Source organism: Enterovirga aerilata (assembly GCF_013044135.1).
GTDB classification, from domain to species: domain Bacteria; phylum Pseudomonadota; class Alphaproteobacteria; order Rhizobiales; family Beijerinckiaceae; genus Enterovirga; species Enterovirga aerilata.
In genome coordinates this window covers 68,184-84,521 of sequence record NZ_JABEPP010000007.1, presented here as the reverse complement: position 1 = coordinate 84,521, position 16,338 = coordinate 68,184, and the positions used below count along the sequence as shown (strand labels likewise).

Here is a 16,338-nt window from a genome sequence, read left to right as displayed (position 1 = left end):
TCAGTAGAGACGCGTACGGTAGCCTTCCTCCATCACCTTCTCGGCCTCGCTCACCTCGATGGCCTTCGTCTGCTCGGCGATGATCCTTCCCAGCGTCGGAAAGCGCGACCGCTCCACCTGGACGGAGGGATCCCACAGCCTGGAGCGCATCAGCGCCTTGCCGCAATGGAAGAAGGCTTCCCGCACGTCGACCAGGAGACCGATCGTGGGAGCCTTGCCCTGGACGGCCAGCGGCTCCAGCAGCGAGGCGTCGCGCGTGATCCGGGCGTTGCCGTTGACGCGCAGCGTTTCGTTGATGCCGGGCACAAGGAAGATGAGCCCGATGCCGGGTGACGCCAGGATGTTGCCGAAGCTGTCCACCCGGTTGTTGCCGCGCCGGTCCGGGATGAGCAGCGTCCGGTCATCCAGGACCTTCACGAAGCCCGGCGCGTCGCCGCGCGGGCTCGCATCGGCGCCCCCCTGCCCGTCCGAACTCGCCAACACGAGGAATGGCGAGAGCGCGATGAAGTCGCGGCAGAAATGATCGAGCCGGGTCAAAACCTTGTTCTCGGCCAGCGGGTTCACCGGGCCGAAATGGCCGCGCAACTCCTCGTGATCCCGGATCGGCGCGTGATCCGTTTCGCCCAGGTCCATCCTCGTTCTCCGTCGCGCCGTGAGCGCTACTCCTTGCGCGCGTCGCGCAAGGCGTCGTTCATGCCGATCGCGGTCGTCGCCAAGTCCTTGACGTTGCAGCGATGAACCATCGGGAACTCCATGTCGGTGAGCCACAGGATCGGGACGTCCTCCACCAGGATCTGCTGCACCTTCTTGTAGAGTTCCGGCCGCTTCTCGGCCGGCGCATTGGCCGCCTCGGCGAAGAGACGATCGACCTCGGGATTGGAATAGCCGCCGTTGTTCACGAAGGGCGATCCCTTGACGATGTTGGAGGAGATATACTGGCGCGCGACGCCGAGCGCCGGATCGCCGTACTGGTAGGGATAGTTGAAGGCGAGGTCGAAGTCCCACTCGCCCATGCGCTTGTTCCAGCCCGCGACATCGGTGGTCTCGGCCTGGATCTTGACCCCGGCTTCCTCCAGGTTCTGCTTGATCTGCTCGCCCCAGCGCGTCCACGTCTCGCCGTATGGCAGCGGCAGGAGCCTCAGCGGCTCGCCCTTGTAGCCCGACTTGGCGATCAGTTCCTTCGCCTTCTTCAGGTCGTACGGGTATTTCCGCACGTCGTCGGTGTAGAACTTCGTGCTCGCGTTCAGGGGCCCGGTCGCGACCCGGGCATAGCCGGACCATACGACGTCCCTGGAGAACTCGCGGTCGATCGCGTGCATCAAGCCCTGACGGAACTCCTTGTTGGCGAGGGGGCCGTTGCGGAGGTTCATGATCACCATGCCGACGGGGGCGAACATCTCCCAACCCTTCCGCTCGACGCAGGTATTCGGCAGCTTCGCCAGGCGCGGGATGTCGAAGACCTCGACCGACCCGCCCGTCAACACGTCCACCTCGCCCTTCTCGTAGGCGACCGCGCGGGCCGCGGCGTCCGGTACGATGCGGAAATAGGTCTCGGCCAGCGCCGGCTTGCCGGGCAGGTAGTAATCCTCGTTCCGGACCAGGTGGATGAACGAGCCCTTCCGCCACTCCTTCAGCTTCATCGGGCCCGTGCCGATCGGCGTGTTGTTCATCGGATTGGCGCGGTAGTCGGTGCCCTCGTAGATGTGCTTGGGCACCATCGTCGCCGAGCCCGGCTCGAAGATGGTCAGGAGCGGCGCGAAGGGCTGCTTGAGCACGATGCGGACCTGATGGTCGTCGACCTTCTCGATCTTCTCCACCTGCGCGTTGAGGATCGGCCGGACGCGCGGGTGAGTGCTCCGGTGGAACACCTCGAGCGAGAAGACGACGTCGTCCGCGGAGAATGGCTTCCCGTCATGCCACTTGGCGTTCCGGCGGAGGTGGAACGTGTAGGTCTTCTGGTCCGACGATACCTCCCAGCGCTCGGCGAGCGATGGCTGCGGTTCGAGCTTGGCGTCGTAGCGCAGGAGCGATTCATAGATGTTGCCCGCCACGGTCTGGGTCGGGCCGTTCTGGAACAGCCCGACCATCAGGCTGGGTGGCTCGGGTGCGACGATCGCATGGAGCGTGCCGCCCTTCGGGGACGGCGTACCCTGCGCGAGCACCGGCCCGGCAGACAGAAGTAGGCCTGCGGCGGCGAGAACTCGGGACAACGAACGTGACATTGATGGGCTCCAGCGGTCGATCTCCACGGAAGCAAGGGCCTTGCCGCAGAGCAAGGGCGCTCTCGCTCCGCGGCTCGCCGCGTCCTGCTCGCCACAGTCACTCCACCAGCGCGCCGTAGATCAGGTTCTTGAACAGGAACCGGGTGTGCAGGCGCGTGTTCGGCGCCGCCGTCAGGATGATGCCGACGATCTTCTCCTTCGGGTCGACCGTGAAGCTGGTCCCGCCGGCGCCGGCCCACATCGCATCCCCCTTCGAGCCCGGCGCATAGGCGCCGCCCTCGTCGAGCCGCACGCCCCAGCCGAGGCCAAAGCCGTAGCCCGGACCCGTGGTCGGGAAGGGTGAGCCTTCAAGCCCCTGGATGTGGTTGGACAGCATGAATTCGACGCTCTCGCGCGAGATGATGCGCACCCCGTCGAGCTGCCCCCCGTTGAGCACCATCTGGGCGAAGCGGAGATAATCCTCGGCCGTGATCACGGCGCCGGCGCCGCCGCGGAGGTAGCGCTTGCCGGGATCCTCCTCGATACGCGCCGCCTTCCAGAGCCCCGCCTTCTGGGGATCGGCATCGAGCGCGTCGGCCAGACGCGAAAGCTGCTCCGGCTTCGCCTGGAAGCTCGTGTCCTTCATCCCGAGCGGCCTGAAGATCGTCTCGTCCAGGTGGATGTCGAGACGCTTGCCCGCGACCTTCTCCACGAGCAACCCGAGCACGTCCGTCGAGAGCCCGTATTCCCAGCGCGTGCCCGGCTCGTAGGCCAGCGGGATCGCGGCGAGCCGCTTGATGAACTCCTCGTTGGAGAGGTCGGCATTCACCGATTCCACGTCCGCCTTCTCGTAGGCCTCCTTGAGCTCCGGGAAGGGCGCGGACCCGGAATAGGTCAGGCCGGAGGTGTGGCGGAACAGGTCCCAGACGAGGATGGGCCGCCTGGCCGGGACCGCGACGCGGCTCGTGCGCCCGCGCTCGTCCCGCACCTCGGTGAAGACCTTCATCTCCTTGAATTCGGGCCACCAGTTCGAGATCGGGTCGCGCAGGCTCATCCTGCCCTGCTCGATCAGCGCCAGCGCGGCGACCGCGACGACCGGCTTCGTCATGGAGAAGCCCCGGAAGACGGCGTCCTTCGGCATCGGCTTGGTCTTCGCGGCATCGAGGAAGCCGTGCGCCTCGAAATGGACGACCTTGCCGTTGCGGGCGATCAGGGTCACGGCGCCGGGCATGGTGCCCTTGGCGATCTCCTCCTTCATGACGGGGGCGATCCGCGCGAGGCGCTCGGGCGAGAAGCCCTGCGCCTCGGGCGGCGCCTCGCCCGCCAGGGCCGGCCCGGCCAGCAGCGCCAGCAGGACCGGCACGGCTCGCGCCAAATCCGCGATCCGCATCATCGTCTTCCTCCCCGTCTTCGTTCTGACGGGGAAGCCTATGTCGCCCGACTGCCGCAGGCTAGATGTCCCCGCCCGGATAATCCGCGTCGAGCACGAAGGGGAACGGGCCGGGGAAGCGCTCCACATAGCCCGTATGCGAGACGAGGCCCATCGCGGGCGCGAAGAGGTGGAGCTGGTAGGCCGGCGGCTCGAGGACCAGCGCACCCTCGTGCTCGTCCGTGATGTCGAGCGCGACCTGGTGGGCCACGCCGGGCGCGATGGAGGCGATCGTGCCGGCGAAGCGGGTCTGGATCGGCCGGTGATGGTGGCCGCAGAGGATGCGCTCCACGTGCGGGTGGCGCGACACGATTTCGGCCAAACGCTCCGCACCGTCCAGCAGGCGGATGCGGTCCATGTGCCGGATGCCGCAGGCGAAGGGCGGGTGGTGCATGAACACGATCGCCGGCCGGTCGCGGTCGCGCCCGAGTGCCTCGTCCAGGAAGGCGAGGCGGCGTTCGCACAGCGCGCCGTGGCTCTGGCCGGGGACCAGCGTGTCGAGGCCGATCAGCCGGACCGGCCCCTCCTCGATCGTGAACTGGACGAAGCCTTCCGGCATGGCCGGATGCCCGGGGAAAGCCTCGCGGAAGGTCTCGCGCCGGTCGTGGTTGCCCGGCACCATGAAGGTCGGGATCGTGAGCCGCGCCAGGATGGAGCGAAGCAGCTCGTATTCCTCCGGCAGCCCGCAATCGGTCATGTCCCCCGTGACGATCACGAGATCGGGGCGCGGCCGGAGGGCCATGAGGGCGTCCACGGCCCGCTCGACCATCATGTTGGTCTCGGAGACTCGGTAGGCGGGCTTTCCGCGCGGGCGGACGTGCAGGTCGGTGATCTGGGCGATGAGCATGGGGATTGTCGCTGATGATCCCTCCCCTGCCGGGGAGGGCGAACTCGCGCGGAACGCGCGAGCCGGGTGGGATCTCGATGCGTTCCCCCTCCGTCAGGCCTTTCGGCCTGACGCCTCCCCCTGCAGGGGGAGGATCGGGGTCGCGCTTCCGAGCCTCAGTTCGTCGCCGGCAGCTTCAGCGCGGTCTGCTCGACATAGGGCCTCATGAGCTCGTCCGCGCCCTTCTGGGCGGCGGCGAGCGCCTCCTTCGGGGTCTTCTTGCCCGAGAGCACGGCCTGCAGCTCGTCCTCGATCGTCTTCCTGACCGCGACCGTCTTGTAGGTCGCGAACCACGGGCCGGCGAAGCGGAGCTGGTCGACCGCGATCTTGGCGTCCGGGTTCTTGCCCAGGAACTCCCTCATCTCGGGCGTCTCGTAGGCCGCCATGTTGGGCGCGAAATAGCCCGTCGCGCGGCTCCACCAGCCGGATTTCTCGGGCCCGGTCATCCACTTGATGAGCGTCCAGCCGGCCTTGCGCTTCGCCTCGTCGAGCCCGACCGGCTGGACGAGCGAGGCCCCGCCGATCGGCACCGCGTTGCGCAGGTTCCGCGGCACGAAGGCCACCCGGTAGGGGAACTTCGCGTTGTCGCGCACATGCGTCAGCGAGCCCGTGGACAGGAGCATCATCGAGGCCTGGCCGGACAGGAAGGCCGTCGAGACGCCCGGCCCCTTCTGCTCGCCCGCGGGATGCACCTTCGCCTTGTGCACGAGGTCGGACCAGAAGGTCAGCGCGCCGAGCATCGAGGGCGTGTCGTAGAAGACCTCGCCGCCGTATTCGGAATTGAACCAGAGGCCGCCGTTCGACATCGTCAGCGCCTGCAGGATCCAGCCACCGTAATCGTAGTTCGACGGCGCCATGATGCCCCAGCGGGTGGTGCGCTCGCCCTCGCGCTTCGTCAGCTTCTTCGCCGCGGCGAGCAGTTCGTCCCAGGTCTGCGGCGGCTTCTCGGGGTCGAGCCCGGCCTCCTTGAAGTGGTCGACGTTGTAGTAGAGGAGCGGCGTCGAATTGTGGAACGGCACGCCGTAGACCTTGCCGCCCACGATCGCGTTGCCGTGCAGGGCCGGGAAGAACTGGCCCATGAAGGCATCGGGCGTCTTGCCGTCCGCCTCGATCAGCGGGTCGAGCGGCTGGATCTCCTCCTCGATGGCGAGGTCGGTCAGGAAGTTGGCCGACATGATGACGGCGGCCGGGGGCTTGCCGGCCTTGATGGCGGCGCGGGTCTTGATCAGCGTCTCGTCGTAGGAGCCCGTATAGACCGGGACCGCCCTGATCTCGGGGTGCTTCTCGTTGAACTCCTTCAGCATCGCAGCCATGTCGCGCGCGAGCTTGCCGTCGACCGGCACGGGGAAGAACAGCTCGATCTCGGTCGCGGCCTGCGCCGATCCGATCCCTGCGAGAAGCGCGGCGCCGAGCGCCGCCCCCTTCGCCTGCCTCAACCAATGGAACGTCATGATGCCCCTCTCCTTCATTTGAGCCCGGAGGCCAGGAAGCTGTTGACGAAGCGGCGCTGGAACAGCGCGAAGGCGAGCACGAGCGGCGCGATGACGAGGATCGTCCCGGCCGCGATGACGCCCCAGGCCTGCGCGCCCTCGGCGCCGCGCGTGAAGGTCGCGAGCCCGAGCGTCAGGGGCCGCTTGTCGGGATCGTTGATGACCATCAGCGGCCACAGGAACTCGTTCCAGTGGGAGGTGACCGAGACGATCGAGAAGGCGATGAGCGAGGGCTTGGCGAGCGGCAGGTAGACGTGCCGGACGAGCTCGTGCCAGCGCGCTCCGTCCATGAGCGCGGCGTCCTCCAGCTCCTGCGGGATGGTCCGGAACGCCTGCCGCATGAGGAACGTGCCGAAGGCGGAGGCGAAATACGGCGCCATCACGCCGGGCAGCGTGTCGTAGAGGCCGAGTTGCGCGACCGTCCTGAGGTTCGGGACGAGCAGCACGACGGGCACCAGCATGAGCTGGATCAGGAAGGCGTAGAAGAGGAAGGTCCGGCCCGGAAAGCGCAGCCGCGCGAAGGCGTAGCCGGCGAGCGAGATCGTGACGATCTGGACCGCGAGGATGCCGCCGCAGATCAGGATCGTGTTCAGGTAGTAGCGGGCGAAATCCGCCGAATCCCAGGCTTCGGCGAAGTTCGCCGCCGTCGGCACGAAGTCGGGCACCAGCGAGGCCATCCCGCCCGCCCCGAAGGCGCCCGGGCGCACGGAGGCGACCAGCATCCAGGCGAAGGGGGTCGCCCAGATGGCGACCAGGACGAGCACCGCGGCGAAGCCGAGCCGCGGCGTGATCTCGCCGGGGATCATCGGGCCTCCTCCGCGTCCGTCCGGCGCTCCATTCGGCGGAGCGAGGTTGCCGAGAGCGCGAGCAGCAGCGCCAGCGAGACCACGGTCGCGGCCGCCGCCTTGCCGAGGTCGTAGCGCTCGACCGCCTGCTGGTAGACGTAGAACAGGAGAAGGTTCGTCGAATCCGACGGGCCGCCCTTCGTCAGGATGAAGATGTGGTCGACCTGCGTGACGACGTTGAGGAGCGCGATCACGGCCACGAAGGACAGCGTCGGACGCAGATAGGGCAGCGTGACGTAGCGCAGCCGCTGCCAGGAATTGGCGCCGTCGAGCCGGGCCGCCTCGTAGGATTCCTCCGGGATGCCCTGCAGGCCCGCCAGGAAGAACAGCATATAGTAGCCGGCGTTCTTCCAGATCGTGAGGCCCATCAGCGACCAGAGCGCCACGTCCGGATCGCCGAGCCAGTTCGCGCCCTGGACGCCGAGCTTCGCGAGATAGTGGTCGAGCAGCCCAACCTGCGGCAGGAAGATGAAGAGGAAGAGCGACGAGGCCGCGACGAGCGGGATCAGGACGGGCAGGAAGAGGATCGCCCGCAGCGCCGCGTTCAGCCGCGTCGAGCTGCTGAGCGCGAGCGCGAAGCCGAGCGCGAGGACGAGGCTCGGCACGACAGTGCCGAGCGCGTAGACGAGGTTGTTGACCAGCGCCGCCGCGAAGGCCGGATCGGCGAAGAGCGCCCGATAGTTTCCCAGTCCGACGAAGACGGTCTGGCGCCGCGCCTCGGCATGCAGCGACTGCCAGAGCACCTGCAGCACCGGCCAGTAGGTGAAGAGGCCCAGGAAAACGAGCGAGGGCGCCAGCAGCGCGAGCCCGAGCAGACCCTTCGGGCGCCAGGCCGGAAGTGCCAGCCGGCGCCGGACGGCCATCTCATTCGGAAGAGCGAGTTCCACCTTGCGGGCCCCGGACGCAACGCGGAGCCTGATCGGAGATGCCCGTGACAGACGAATGACAGGTGCAGCCGAAATCGGCGGCAGCTCTGCCGGCCCGGGACGAGCGGGCCTCTGGCACGCGGCCCGGTCGCCTCCCCCTTCCGCCGGCTAGCCTTCCGGCGATGCAGGGGAGAGGATCGAATTGGGCGCGCTTGTGGGACCGGACCGGCGAGGCATGTTCTGGCCTTCGGCCTCGCTCCTGGAGGTCGTCATCCGGGGCAGGGCAACCTGTGTCGATTCTCGATCAGCGTCATGGGGCGGGAGCGCGGCCGAGCGCCGCCCGTCGGTCAGTGCGTGGGCGCGGCCAGTATCGCGCTGATCGCCCGCGCGACCTCCGCCGTGACGGTCTTCCTGTATTTGCGGTGGACCATCTGCCCGTTGTGGTAGACGTCCTGCTCGACATAGAGCCGCTGCCCGTCCCAGCGCACGATGTTGTCCGAGTCGATCGTCTCGATCACGCCGAGATCGGAGCGGATCTGCTGGTTCGGATTGGTGCTGCCCATGGACGGTTCCTTCCTTGCCCGCCGATCATGGGCCGAGGCCGGGCCGGCGTCCATGCGCCTTCGGCCGGGACGGGCGTGAGCACCGCGCGACCGCCTAATCCCCCCTGCCCGGCAGCATCTCGTTGATGATCTGCCGGGCCGTGGTGCCGATGACATGGCCCGCGCGGCTGTCCTTCGTCATCGCGGTGAGGAAGGCCTTGGCCTGCTGCAGCGTGACATGCGGCGGAAGCGGCGCGACCTCCGGGTCCGTCTTGACCTCGAGGATCACCGGGCGCTCGGCCGAGAGCGCCTGGTCCCAGGCGTCGCCGAGCTTCTCCGGATCGTCGACATAGATGCCCCGGAGCCCGATCAGCTCGGCGAAGCGGGCATAGGGGACGTTCGGTATGTCCTGGCTCGCGTCGTAGCGCGGGTTGCCGTCCATCACCCGCTGCTCCCAGGTGACCTCGTTGAGGTCCTCGTTGTTGAACACGCAGACGACGAGGCGCGGGTCGCGCCACCGCTTCCAGTACTTCTGGACGGTGATCATCTCGGCGAGGTTGTTCATCTGCATGGCGCCGTCGCCGACGAGCGCCACGACGGGCCGGCCCGGATGGGCGAACTTCGCGGCGATCGCATAGGGGACCGCGACGCCCATCGAGGCGAGCCCGCCGGAGAGCGAGGCCATCTGCCCCTCCTTCGCCCGGTAGTCCCGCGCGTACCAGTTGGCGCAGGAGCCGGAATCGCTCGTGACGATCGCGTTCGAGGGCAGCCGCGGCGACATCTCCCAGACGACCCGCTGCGGGTTGACGGGATCGGCCGAGGTCATGGCGCGGGCCTCGAGCACGCCCCACCAGTCGCGGATATTGGCCTCGATCTCCTCGCGCCAGGTGCGGTCCTCCTTGCGCTTCAGCATCGGCAGAAGCGCCCGCAGCGTCTCGGCCGCATCGCCATGCAGGTTCACCTCGCACGGATAGCGGAGCGACAGCATCGAGGGCTCGATATCGATCTGGACCGCCCTCACCTGCCCGTCGGGCGGCAGGAACTCCGCCCAGGGAAAGCCGGTCCCGACCATGAGCAGGGTATCGGCCCCGTTCATCATGTCCGAGGACGGGCGCGTCCCGAGGAGCCCGATCGCCCCGGTCACGAAGGGCAGGTCGTCCGGCAGCGCGGTCTTTCCCAGAAGCGCCTTGGCGACGCCCGCGCCCAGGATCTCGGCCGTCCGGATCACCTCGTCGGCCGCGCCGGCCGCGCCGGCCCCGATCAGGATCGCGACCTTCGATCCCGCATTCAGGACCTCCGCGGCGCGGGCGAGGTCGCTCTCGCGCGGGACCACCCGCGGCCGGGAATAGCCCACCCCCGTGCGCGTGAAGCCGTGCGCGACGGGCGGATCCTCGTAGGTCTCCTTCTGGATGTCCTTGGGCAGGATGATCGTCGCGACGCCATTGCGGGCGATGGCGGTCCGGATGCCCCGGTCGACGAGGAGGCGCACCTGTGCGGCCGCTCCCGCCTCCTGCACGAATTCGGAGACGTCCGCGAAGACGCGGTCGAGGTTGAGCTCCTGCTGGTAGCTGCCGCCGCGCACGGTGGCCTCGGCCTGGCCGCAGATCGCCAGGACCGGCGCGTGGTCGAGCTTGGCGTCGTAGAGGCCGGTCAGAAGATGCGTCGCGCCCGGGCCGCCCGTCGACAGGCACACGCCGATCTCCCCGGTGAACTTCGCATGGGCGACCGCCATGAAGGCCGCCATCTCCTCGTGACGGACCTGGACGAACTCGATCCCGCCGTCCCGCTGCAGGGCGCCGATCACGCCGTTGATGCCGTCGCCGGAATAGCCGTAGATCCGCGTGATCCCCCACTCCTTCAACCGCTGGACGAAGAAGTCGCTGACCATCGCCATGCGCGTGCTCCCTGCCGGCCCGAGCGGCGGCATGCGGGCAACGCGCTTCGGCGCGGAGCGTTGCCCGGCGGGCGGCCGCCGGATGTGCCGCAACCATTGCCCTCGCGGGCCGTTTCCACGGTTTCGACGGGGCGAGGCTGCGATGGGTCTTCTGGATCAGGTGCTCGGGCAGGTGATCGGCGGGCTCGCCGGCGGGCAGGGTTCGGCACGGCCGGAGCCGGGCGGGACGCCGGCTCCGCCTCAAGGCGGCGGCAGCGCGAACCCGCTGATCCTCGCGATCCTCGCCCTCGTCGCCTCGCGCGTGGTGCATCAGGGCGCCGGCGGGCTCGGCTCCAAGCTGCGCGACCTCCTGGCGGGCGCGAACTCGCTCGGCACCGGCCGGCCCACGGGGGGCGGGCTGGAGACCTCCGGCCTGCCGGGCGGCGGAGGCGTTCTCGGCGGCGACCGGCCCCAGGAGCGCTCCTCGGGGGACGGCTTCCTGGACAGCATCGGATCCATGCTCGACAACCCCCATCCCGGCCGGAACCCGCGCGAGACCGGCGGCGAGCGGCGCGCGCCGGCCGGCGTGCCGCCGTCCGGGCCGGGCGGGGGGATGTTCGGCGACGGAATGGGCGGCGGCCTTGCCGCGGCCGGCTTCAGCGGGCTGGTCGGCAGCGGGCTCGGCGGCCTTCTCGAGCGCTTCCGGCAGAACGGCCGCGGCGACGTCTTCGAGTCCTGGGTCGGGACCGGCCCCAACGAGCCGATCTCGCCCGACGACCTCGGCGGCGCGCTCGGCGACGACACGATCGACGCGCTCGCACGCGAGACCGGCCTCGGCCGGGCGGATCTGCTGGCGCAGCTCAGCCAGGCGCTGCCGCAGGTCGTGGACGGGCTGACCCCGGCGGGGCGGCTCCCCGATCCGGACGAGGAGAGCCGCCGGGCGTGAGCGGGCCTACGCGGCCGGGGGCGGCAGGAAGTTCACCTCGTGCTGCGCCGAGAGCGCGACGACGGCGTCGGGCGTCTGCTCCTTCAGGTCGTGGATGCCCTGGAACAGGTCCGGCAGCCGCCGCGTCGGCGAGACCCAGAACAGGCACTTCGCCGTCTCGCCCGACTTGTTGAAGATGCCGTGCGGCTTGCCCATCGGCAGGCGCACCGTGTCGCCGGGCGTCGCGCTCGTCTCTTCCCCGTCCAGCCAGAAATCGAGCCGGCCCTCCAGGATGTAGAGATACTCGTCCTGCGTCGGATGGGCGTGCGGCGGCACGAAGGTGCCGGGCGGGAAGGTGGCGTGCCAGGAGAAGGAGTGCTCCGTCAGCGTCTTGGGGACGTAGATCTGGCCGAGGATGTTCCAGGTGATCCCGTCCAGCCCCTCGTTCGCGCGGGTGATCCCCGCCGTCTCGGTCCTCATCACATGGTCCTCTTTCGTCTTCGGTCGCCGGCGACGTGAGCCTGCCGGCGCGCAACAGTCAAGCTTGGCCCGGGACATCGAGGAATGCGCCGGGGGCTGCGACGCCTCGACGGCATGGAGCACTTCGCGGAGCGTGCCGCCGCCGCGCCGAGAGCCGCCGCAGGATGGCGGCGTGATAACCATTGCGGCAGACGGTCCGGAACCCCATGGTGCTCCCCGCGTCGGGAGCAAGGATCAGAGAGGTTCGCCGTATGAGCACATCGCCGCTGGCAAGCGAGCCCGGCTATGCCGGGCCGCCCGAGATCCGGAATGCCGCCATGTGCCGGATCCTGGCGCGGAACTGGTGGGCGATCGCCCTGCGCGGCGCTTTCGCGGTCCTGTTCGGGCTCCTCACCTTCCTGCTCCCCGGCGTCACGATCGCGACGCTGGTGATCCTCTTCGCCGCCTACATGCTGGTGGACGGCGTCTTTGCGATCGTCGCCGGCGTAAAGGCCGCCCAGCGCAACGAGCGCTGGGGCCTGCTCGTCCTGGAAGGCGTCGCGAACATCCTGGCGGGCGTCGTCGCCTTCCTCTGGCCGGCGATCACGGTGCTCGTCTTCGTCTATCTCGTCGCGTTCTGGTCGATCGTGAGCGGCATCCTGATGGCTATGGCGGCCTTCAAGCTGACCGGCGAGCATGGCCGCTGGTGGATGGGCATCGCGGGCGCGCTCTCGGTGATCTTCGGCATCCTGATCGCCGTGATGCCGATCGCCGGCGCCGTCGCCCTGACGCTCTGGCTCGGCGCCTATGCGCTCGTATTCGGAATCATGCTGCTCGTCGCCGCCTTCCGGCTGCGCAGGATGCGGGACGTCTCCCCGTCCGGCACGGCACCGCCCGCCGGGGCCGCGGGCGCGGCGACCTGAGATCACCCGCCCTGGAGGGACATTCCCGATGATGCTTCCGATCGGCCGCGCCGTCCTCGCCGCCGCCATCCTGGGGGTCGCCGGCCCTGCGCTCGCGCAGGCGGTCGCGCCGCCGGGCCCCGTTCCGGGGCCGCGCACCGGCCCCTACATCGCCTATGGTCCGGTCTGCGACCGCGCCGCCTTGCGCGACTGCCAGGCGAAGGCCCGGCTGGTGATGAGCCTCTGCGATCCCTTCCCGGGTCGCTTCGCCTGCGCCGACCGGGTTCTGGCCGAGCAATCCGCCTGCTGGGCTGCGACGGGCTGCGACTGACCGGGGCGGCGTTGCCGCCTCAGACGTGCAGGTAGCGATCCTTCACGGTCGGGTCGGAGCGGAGCTCGGCGCTCGTTCCCGTCCAGGCCACCCTGCCCTTCTCGATGACGACGTGCCGGTCGGCGAAGGCGGCGAGCGCGTCGACGTTCTTGTCGACGACGAGGATCGATTCGCCCGCGGCTTTCAGCCGCTTGAGCACGTCCCAGATCTCCAGCCGGATCAGGGGCGCCAGGCCCTCCGTCGCCTCGTCCAGGATCAGGAGCTTCGGATTGGTCATCAGCGCGCGGCCGATGGCCAGCATCTGCTGCTCGCCGCCCGAGAGCTGCGAGCCGAGATTGCCCCGCCGCTCCCTGAGGCGCGGGAAGAGGCCGTAGACCTCCGCCAGGTCCCACCGCGAGCGTCCCTGGCGCGAGGCGGAGGTCGCGACCAGGTTCTCCTCGACCGTCAGGGTCGGGAAGACCTGCCGGCCCTCCGGCACGAGGCCGATGCCGGCCTGCGCGATGCGATAGGGCGGGCGGCAGAAGATGCTGCGGCCGTCGAAGGAGACCGCGCCCCCGGTCGGGCGGAGCAGCCCCATGATCGACTTGATCGTCGTGGTCTTGCCCATGCCGTTGCGGCCGAGCAGGGTCACGACCTCGCCCGCCCCGACCTGGAGCGAGACGTCGAACAGGACCTTGGCGGGGCCGTAGCCCGCCTGGAGGCGCTCGACGGTCAGCATGGCGGCCTCACGCGACGACCTCCTCCTCGCCCAGATAGGCGGCGCGAACCTGGGCATCGGAGCGGATCGCGGCCGGCGTGCCGGTCGCGATGAGCCGCCCGTAGACGAGCACGGAAACCCGGTCGGCGAGCGAGAACACCGCCTCCATGTCGTGCTCGATGAGCAGGATCGAGATGCGGCCCTTCAGGCCGCGCAGGATCTCGACCACGGCGCGCGATTCGTCGTGGCTCGTGCCGGCGAGCGGCTCGTCCAGGATGAGGAGCTTCGGATCCGTCGCGAGCGCGATCGCGAGCTCGAGCTGCCGCTTCTCGCCGTAGGACAGGAGGCTCGCCGGCACGTCCGCCCGCGCGCCGAGGCCGAAGCGGTCGAGCAGCTCGCGGGCGGGGCGGTTGAGGGCCGGGTCGCGGCTGGCCGGCGTGAAGAACCGGAAGCTCGAACCGGACCGCGCCTGGACGGCGAGCGCGACGTTCTCCAGCGCCGTGAAGCCCGGCAGGACGGAGGTGATCTGGAAGGAGCGCGCGAGCCCGAGCCGGACCCGCTCCGGCATCCGCGTCCTGGTGACGTCCTGGCCCTCGAACAGGATGCGGCCCGAATCGGTGCGCGCCAGGCCGGAGATCTGGTGCACCAGGGTCGTCTTGCCGGCTCCGTTCGGGCCGATGATGGCGTGGAGCTCGCCCGGCTCGATGGCGAGCGAGACGTCGTCCGTGACCCGCAGCGCGCCGTAGTTCTTGCCCAGCCGCTCGAGCTGGAGGATCGGGCCGCTCATAGGCCGCGCCCCAGGCGGCCGACCAGCCCGCCGCGGATGAAGAGCACCGCGAGGATGAGGAGCGGGCCGAAGATGATTCGCCAATGCTCGGTGAAATGCGACAGCACCTCCTCGATGAGGAGAAAGGCCGCAGACCCGATGATGGCGCCGTGCAGCGTCCCGAGCCCGCCCAGCACGACCATGAAGATCAGGTCGCCCGAGCGCTGCCAGCTCATCACGGCGGGGCTGACGAACTCGCTCTGGTTGGCGAGCAGCACGCCCGCGATCCCGGCGAGCGCGCCCGCGACCGCATAGGCGACGAGGCGGTAGGGGAAGGGCTCGAAGCCGATCGCCTCCATGCGGATCTCGTTCTCGCGCGCGCCCCGGAGCACGCGGCCGAAGCGGGAGGCGACCAGGCGGCGGCAGAGGAGATAGGCGAGGAGGAGGACGGCGAGGGACAGGTAGTAGAGCGTCACGTCGCCCTTGAGCAGCGGCCTACCGGCGAGCGTGCTGCGCCCGGAGAGCGTGAGGCCGTCGTCGCCGCCATAGGCCGCAAGCGAGGTGGCGAGGAAGAACAGCATCTGCCCGAAGGCGAGCGTGATCATGATGAAGTAGACGCCGTGCGTCCTGAGCGCGATCGCGCCGCTCGCCAGCGCGAAGGCCACCGATACCGCCGCCGCGACGGCGAGCTGGACCAGAAGGTCCTCCTGGCCGTGGCTCGACAGGATGCCGACCGAGTAGGCACCGATGCCGATGAAGGCGGCATGGCCGAAGCTGACGAGACCGCCGAAGCCGATCAGCAGGTCGAGCGCCATGGCGGCGAGGCCCAGGATCACGACCCGGGTCAGGAGCGAGATGATGAAGCCCTCCGCCCCAAGCTTCGCCAGGAGCGGGACCAGCGCGAGCAGGCCGAAGAGCAGGATGGGGAGCCATGCACGGAAGAGCAGCCCCATCCCGGTTCGGGGCTGCGCCGCGACTCGGCCCTCCCCTGCAGCGGCGGGATCGTCCCGGAGAGCCTGGCTCACGCGTCGATCCTTCCCCTGCAGGGGGAGAGCCTGCCCCCGGGCCGCGGCCCGAGGATGTCGGGCCCCCGGGGCCTGACGGAGGGGGACAGCAGCGCCGCCATCACCGCTTTGCCGGGAAGAGGCCGGCCGGCCGCACGAAGAGCACCGCGGCCATGAGGATGTAGATCAGCATGGGGGCGATCGCCCGGCCGGTCTGGCTCGCGGCCGCGGGGTCGAGCAGCATCCGCAGCAGGGTCGGCGCGAGGAGGCGGCCGAGCGTGTCCACGAGCCCGATCAGCAGCGCCGCCAGGAACGCGCCCCGCACGGAGCCGATCCCGCCGATCACGATCACCACGAAGGCGAGGATGAGCACGTTGTCGCCCATGCCGGGCTCCACGGAGAGGATGGGCGACACCATCGCGCCGGCGAACCCCGCCAGCATGGCCCCGAAGCCGAAGACGATCGTGAAGAGGAGCCGGATGTTCACGCCGAGCGCGGAGACCATCGGGGCATTGGTGGCGCCGGCGCGGATGAGCATGCCGATCCGGGTATGGTTGACGAGAAGATACAGCAGCGCCGCCACCCCGATCCCGGCTCCGATGATGACGAGGCGGAAGACCGGGTAGCTGATTCCTCCGGGCAGCGCGATCGAGCCGGACAGCGCTTCGGGCATCGGCACGCTGAGCGGCGCGGCGCCCCAGATCAGGCGCACCGCCTCGTTCAGGAAGATGATCACCCCGAAGGTCGCGAGCACCTGGTCGAGGTGATCGCGGTCGTAGAGATGGCGGAAGATCAGGACCTCGAGGACGAGGCCGAAGGCCAGCGCCGTCGGGAGCGCGAGCACGAGGCCGTACAGGAAGGAGCCGGTCCAGGCCGCGAAGGCGGCGGTCAGATAGGCGCCCACCATGTACTGGACGCCATGCGCCAGGTTGATGAAGTCCATCACGCCGAAGACGAGCGTCAGCCCGGCCGCGATCAGGAACAGGATGAGCCCGAACTGCAATCCGTTCAGGGCCTGGATCATCAGGAGCGTGGCGGACATGCGCGGGCCTTCGACTTCCGGGCGTCTTGGCCGGGCTTGTCCCGGCCATCTCCTTCCGAGATCCCCGGGCCGAGCCCGGG

At 69.4% G+C, this 16,338-nt stretch carries 17 protein-coding genes; 3 read left to right on the top strand and 14 right to left on the bottom strand.

From position 1 onward, the window contains the following. The 9 genes from HJG44_RS21740 to HJG44_RS21700 form a co-directional block, all read right to left on the bottom strand. Positions 1-633 carry a pyridoxamine 5'-phosphate oxidase family protein gene (locus tag HJG44_RS21740; protein ID WP_171220504.1) on the bottom strand — a complete coding sequence of 211 codons (633 nt, stop codon included), beginning with the start codon at positions 631-633 and terminating at the stop codon, positions 1-3. Positions 634-659: 26 nt separating this feature from the next. After that, the gene (locus HJG44_RS21735) at positions 660-2,222 is read right to left on the bottom strand and encodes an ABC transporter substrate-binding protein (protein WP_171220503.1); all 1,563 of its coding nucleotides are present in this window, start codon (positions 2,220-2,222) and stop codon (positions 660-662) included. Between the two features lie 97 nt (positions 2,223-2,319). Then, on the bottom strand, positions 2,320-3,594 hold the full coding sequence (locus HJG44_RS21730; RefSeq protein ID WP_246736420.1) for a serine hydrolase domain-containing protein: 1,275 nt from the start codon (positions 3,592-3,594) through the stop codon (positions 2,320-2,322). 58 nt (positions 3,595-3,652) lie between these two features. Continuing rightward, the gene (locus tag HJG44_RS21725) at positions 3,653-4,477 is read right to left on the bottom strand and encodes a phosphodiesterase (RefSeq protein ID WP_171220502.1); all 825 of its coding nucleotides are present in this window, start codon (positions 4,475-4,477) and stop codon (positions 3,653-3,655) included. A gap of 155 nt (positions 4,478-4,632) precedes the next feature. After that, on the bottom strand, positions 4,633-5,967 hold the full coding sequence (locus HJG44_RS21720) for an ABC transporter substrate-binding protein (RefSeq protein ID WP_171220501.1): 1,335 nt from the start codon (positions 5,965-5,967) through the stop codon (positions 4,633-4,635). A gap of 14 nt (positions 5,968-5,981) precedes the next feature. Continuing rightward, positions 5,982-6,812 carry a carbohydrate ABC transporter permease gene (locus tag HJG44_RS21715; protein WP_171220500.1) on the bottom strand — a complete coding sequence of 277 codons (831 nt, stop codon included), beginning with the start codon at positions 6,810-6,812 and terminating at the stop codon, positions 5,982-5,984. Beyond that, positions 6,809-7,789 (bottom strand): carbohydrate ABC transporter permease, encoded by a 981-nt coding sequence (locus tag HJG44_RS21710; RefSeq protein ID WP_246736440.1) that lies wholly within the window; start codon positions 7,787-7,789, stop codon positions 6,809-6,811. The genes HJG44_RS21715 and HJG44_RS21710 overlap by 4 nt, the downstream gene beginning before the upstream one ends. Positions 7,790-8,064: 275 nt before the next feature. Beyond that, the gene (locus tag HJG44_RS21705; RefSeq protein ID WP_171220498.1) at positions 8,065-8,280 is read right to left on the bottom strand and encodes a hypothetical protein; all 216 of its coding nucleotides are present in this window, start codon (positions 8,278-8,280) and stop codon (positions 8,065-8,067) included. A 94-nt stretch (positions 8,281-8,374) separates the two neighbouring features. Further along, positions 8,375-10,153, bottom strand: coding sequence for a thiamine pyrophosphate-requiring protein (locus HJG44_RS21700; protein ID WP_171220497.1), 1,779 nt, complete (start codon positions 10,151-10,153; stop codon positions 8,375-8,377). Positions 10,154-10,295: 142 nt separating this feature from the next. Here HJG44_RS21700 and HJG44_RS21695 point away from each other — a divergent pair, with 142 nt between their 5' ends. Further along, the gene (locus HJG44_RS21695) at positions 10,296-11,078 is read left to right on the top strand and encodes a YidB family protein (protein WP_171220496.1); all 783 of its coding nucleotides are present in this window, start codon (positions 10,296-10,298) and stop codon (positions 11,076-11,078) included. Between the two features lie 6 nt (positions 11,079-11,084). On the opposite strand, the gene HJG44_RS21690 is transcribed toward HJG44_RS21695, so the two are convergent. Further along, positions 11,085-11,537 (bottom strand): cupin domain-containing protein, encoded by a 453-nt coding sequence (locus tag HJG44_RS21690; RefSeq protein WP_171220495.1) that lies wholly within the window; start codon positions 11,535-11,537, stop codon positions 11,085-11,087. 251 nt (positions 11,538-11,788) lie between these two features. Here HJG44_RS21690 and HJG44_RS21685 point away from each other — a divergent pair, with 251 nt between their 5' ends. Further along, positions 11,789-12,439, top strand: coding sequence for an HdeD family acid-resistance protein (locus tag HJG44_RS21685; protein ID WP_171220494.1), 651 nt, complete (start codon positions 11,789-11,791; stop codon positions 12,437-12,439). Positions 12,440-12,467: 28 nt separating this feature from the next. Beyond that, a complete protein-coding gene (locus tag HJG44_RS21680; RefSeq protein WP_171220493.1) occupies positions 12,468-12,749 on the top strand; it encodes a hypothetical protein in 282 nt (93 codons plus the stop codon). Between the two features lie 19 nt (positions 12,750-12,768). Here HJG44_RS21680 and HJG44_RS21675 read toward each other — a convergent pair whose 3' ends face one another. From HJG44_RS21675 to HJG44_RS21660, 4 genes are all read right to left on the bottom strand, one after another. Beyond that, positions 12,769-13,467, bottom strand: coding sequence for an ABC transporter ATP-binding protein (locus tag HJG44_RS21675; RefSeq protein WP_171220492.1), 699 nt, complete (start codon positions 13,465-13,467; stop codon positions 12,769-12,771). Positions 13,468-13,474: 7 nt separating this feature from the next. Beyond that, on the bottom strand, positions 13,475-14,233 hold the full coding sequence (locus HJG44_RS21670) for an ABC transporter ATP-binding protein (protein ID WP_171220491.1): 759 nt from the start codon (positions 14,231-14,233) through the stop codon (positions 13,475-13,477). Next, entirely contained in the window at positions 14,230-15,165 is a 936-nt protein-coding gene (locus tag HJG44_RS21665) for a branched-chain amino acid ABC transporter permease (protein WP_171220737.1), read from the bottom strand. Before HJG44_RS21665 ends, HJG44_RS21670 begins: the two co-directional genes overlap by 4 nt. A gap of 172 nt (positions 15,166-15,337) precedes the next feature. Continuing rightward, positions 15,338-16,258 carry a branched-chain amino acid ABC transporter permease gene (locus HJG44_RS21660; protein ID WP_171220490.1) on the bottom strand — a complete coding sequence of 307 codons (921 nt, stop codon included), beginning with the start codon at positions 16,256-16,258 and terminating at the stop codon, positions 15,338-15,340. Positions 16,259-16,338 lie beyond the last annotated feature (80 nt).

Excerpts from the sequence above, each read along its gene's own strand:
- HJG44_RS21740 (WP_171220504.1), bottom strand. The coding sequence starts at position 633 with ATGGACCTGGGCGAAACGGATCACGCGCCGATCCGGGATCACGAGGAG.
- HJG44_RS21735 (WP_171220503.1), bottom strand. The coding sequence starts at position 2,222 with ATGTCACGTTCGTTGTCCCGAGTTCTCGCCGCCGCAGGCCTACTTCTG.
- HJG44_RS21730 (WP_246736420.1), bottom strand. The coding sequence starts at position 3,594 with ATGATGCGGATCGCGGATTTGGCGCGAGCCGTGCCGGTCCTGCTGGCG.
- HJG44_RS21725 (WP_171220502.1), bottom strand. The coding sequence starts at position 4,477 with ATGCTCATCGCCCAGATCACCGACCTGCACGTCCGCCCGCGCGGAAAG.
- HJG44_RS21720 (WP_171220501.1), bottom strand. The coding sequence starts at position 5,967 with ATGACGTTCCATTGGTTGAGGCAGGCGAAGGGGGCGGCGCTCGGCGCC.
- HJG44_RS21715 (WP_171220500.1), bottom strand. The coding sequence starts at position 6,812 with ATGATCCCCGGCGAGATCACGCCGCGGCTCGGCTTCGCCGCGGTGCTC.
- HJG44_RS21705 (WP_171220498.1), bottom strand. The coding sequence starts at position 8,280 with ATGGGCAGCACCAATCCGAACCAGCAGATCCGCTCCGATCTCGGCGTG.
- HJG44_RS21700 (WP_171220497.1), bottom strand. The coding sequence starts at position 10,153 with ATGGCGATGGTCAGCGACTTCTTCGTCCAGCGGTTGAAGGAGTGGGGG.
- HJG44_RS21695 (WP_171220496.1), top strand. The coding sequence starts at position 10,296 with ATGGGTCTTCTGGATCAGGTGCTCGGGCAGGTGATCGGCGGGCTCGCC.
- HJG44_RS21690 (WP_171220495.1), bottom strand. The coding sequence starts at position 11,537 with ATGAGGACCGAGACGGCGGGGATCACCCGCGCGAACGAGGGGCTGGAC.
- HJG44_RS21685 (WP_171220494.1), top strand. The coding sequence starts at position 11,789 with ATGAGCACATCGCCGCTGGCAAGCGAGCCCGGCTATGCCGGGCCGCCC.
- HJG44_RS21680 (WP_171220493.1), top strand. The coding sequence starts at position 12,468 with ATGATGCTTCCGATCGGCCGCGCCGTCCTCGCCGCCGCCATCCTGGGG.
- HJG44_RS21675 (WP_171220492.1), bottom strand. The coding sequence starts at position 13,467 with ATGCTGACCGTCGAGCGCCTCCAGGCGGGCTACGGCCCCGCCAAGGTC.
- HJG44_RS21670 (WP_171220491.1), bottom strand. The coding sequence starts at position 14,233 with ATGAGCGGCCCGATCCTCCAGCTCGAGCGGCTGGGCAAGAACTACGGC.
- HJG44_RS21665 (WP_171220737.1), bottom strand. The coding sequence starts at position 15,165 with ATGGGGCTGCTCTTCCGTGCATGGCTCCCCATCCTGCTCTTCGGCCTG.
- HJG44_RS21660 (WP_171220490.1), bottom strand. The coding sequence starts at position 16,258 with ATGTCCGCCACGCTCCTGATGATCCAGGCCCTGAACGGATTGCAGTTC.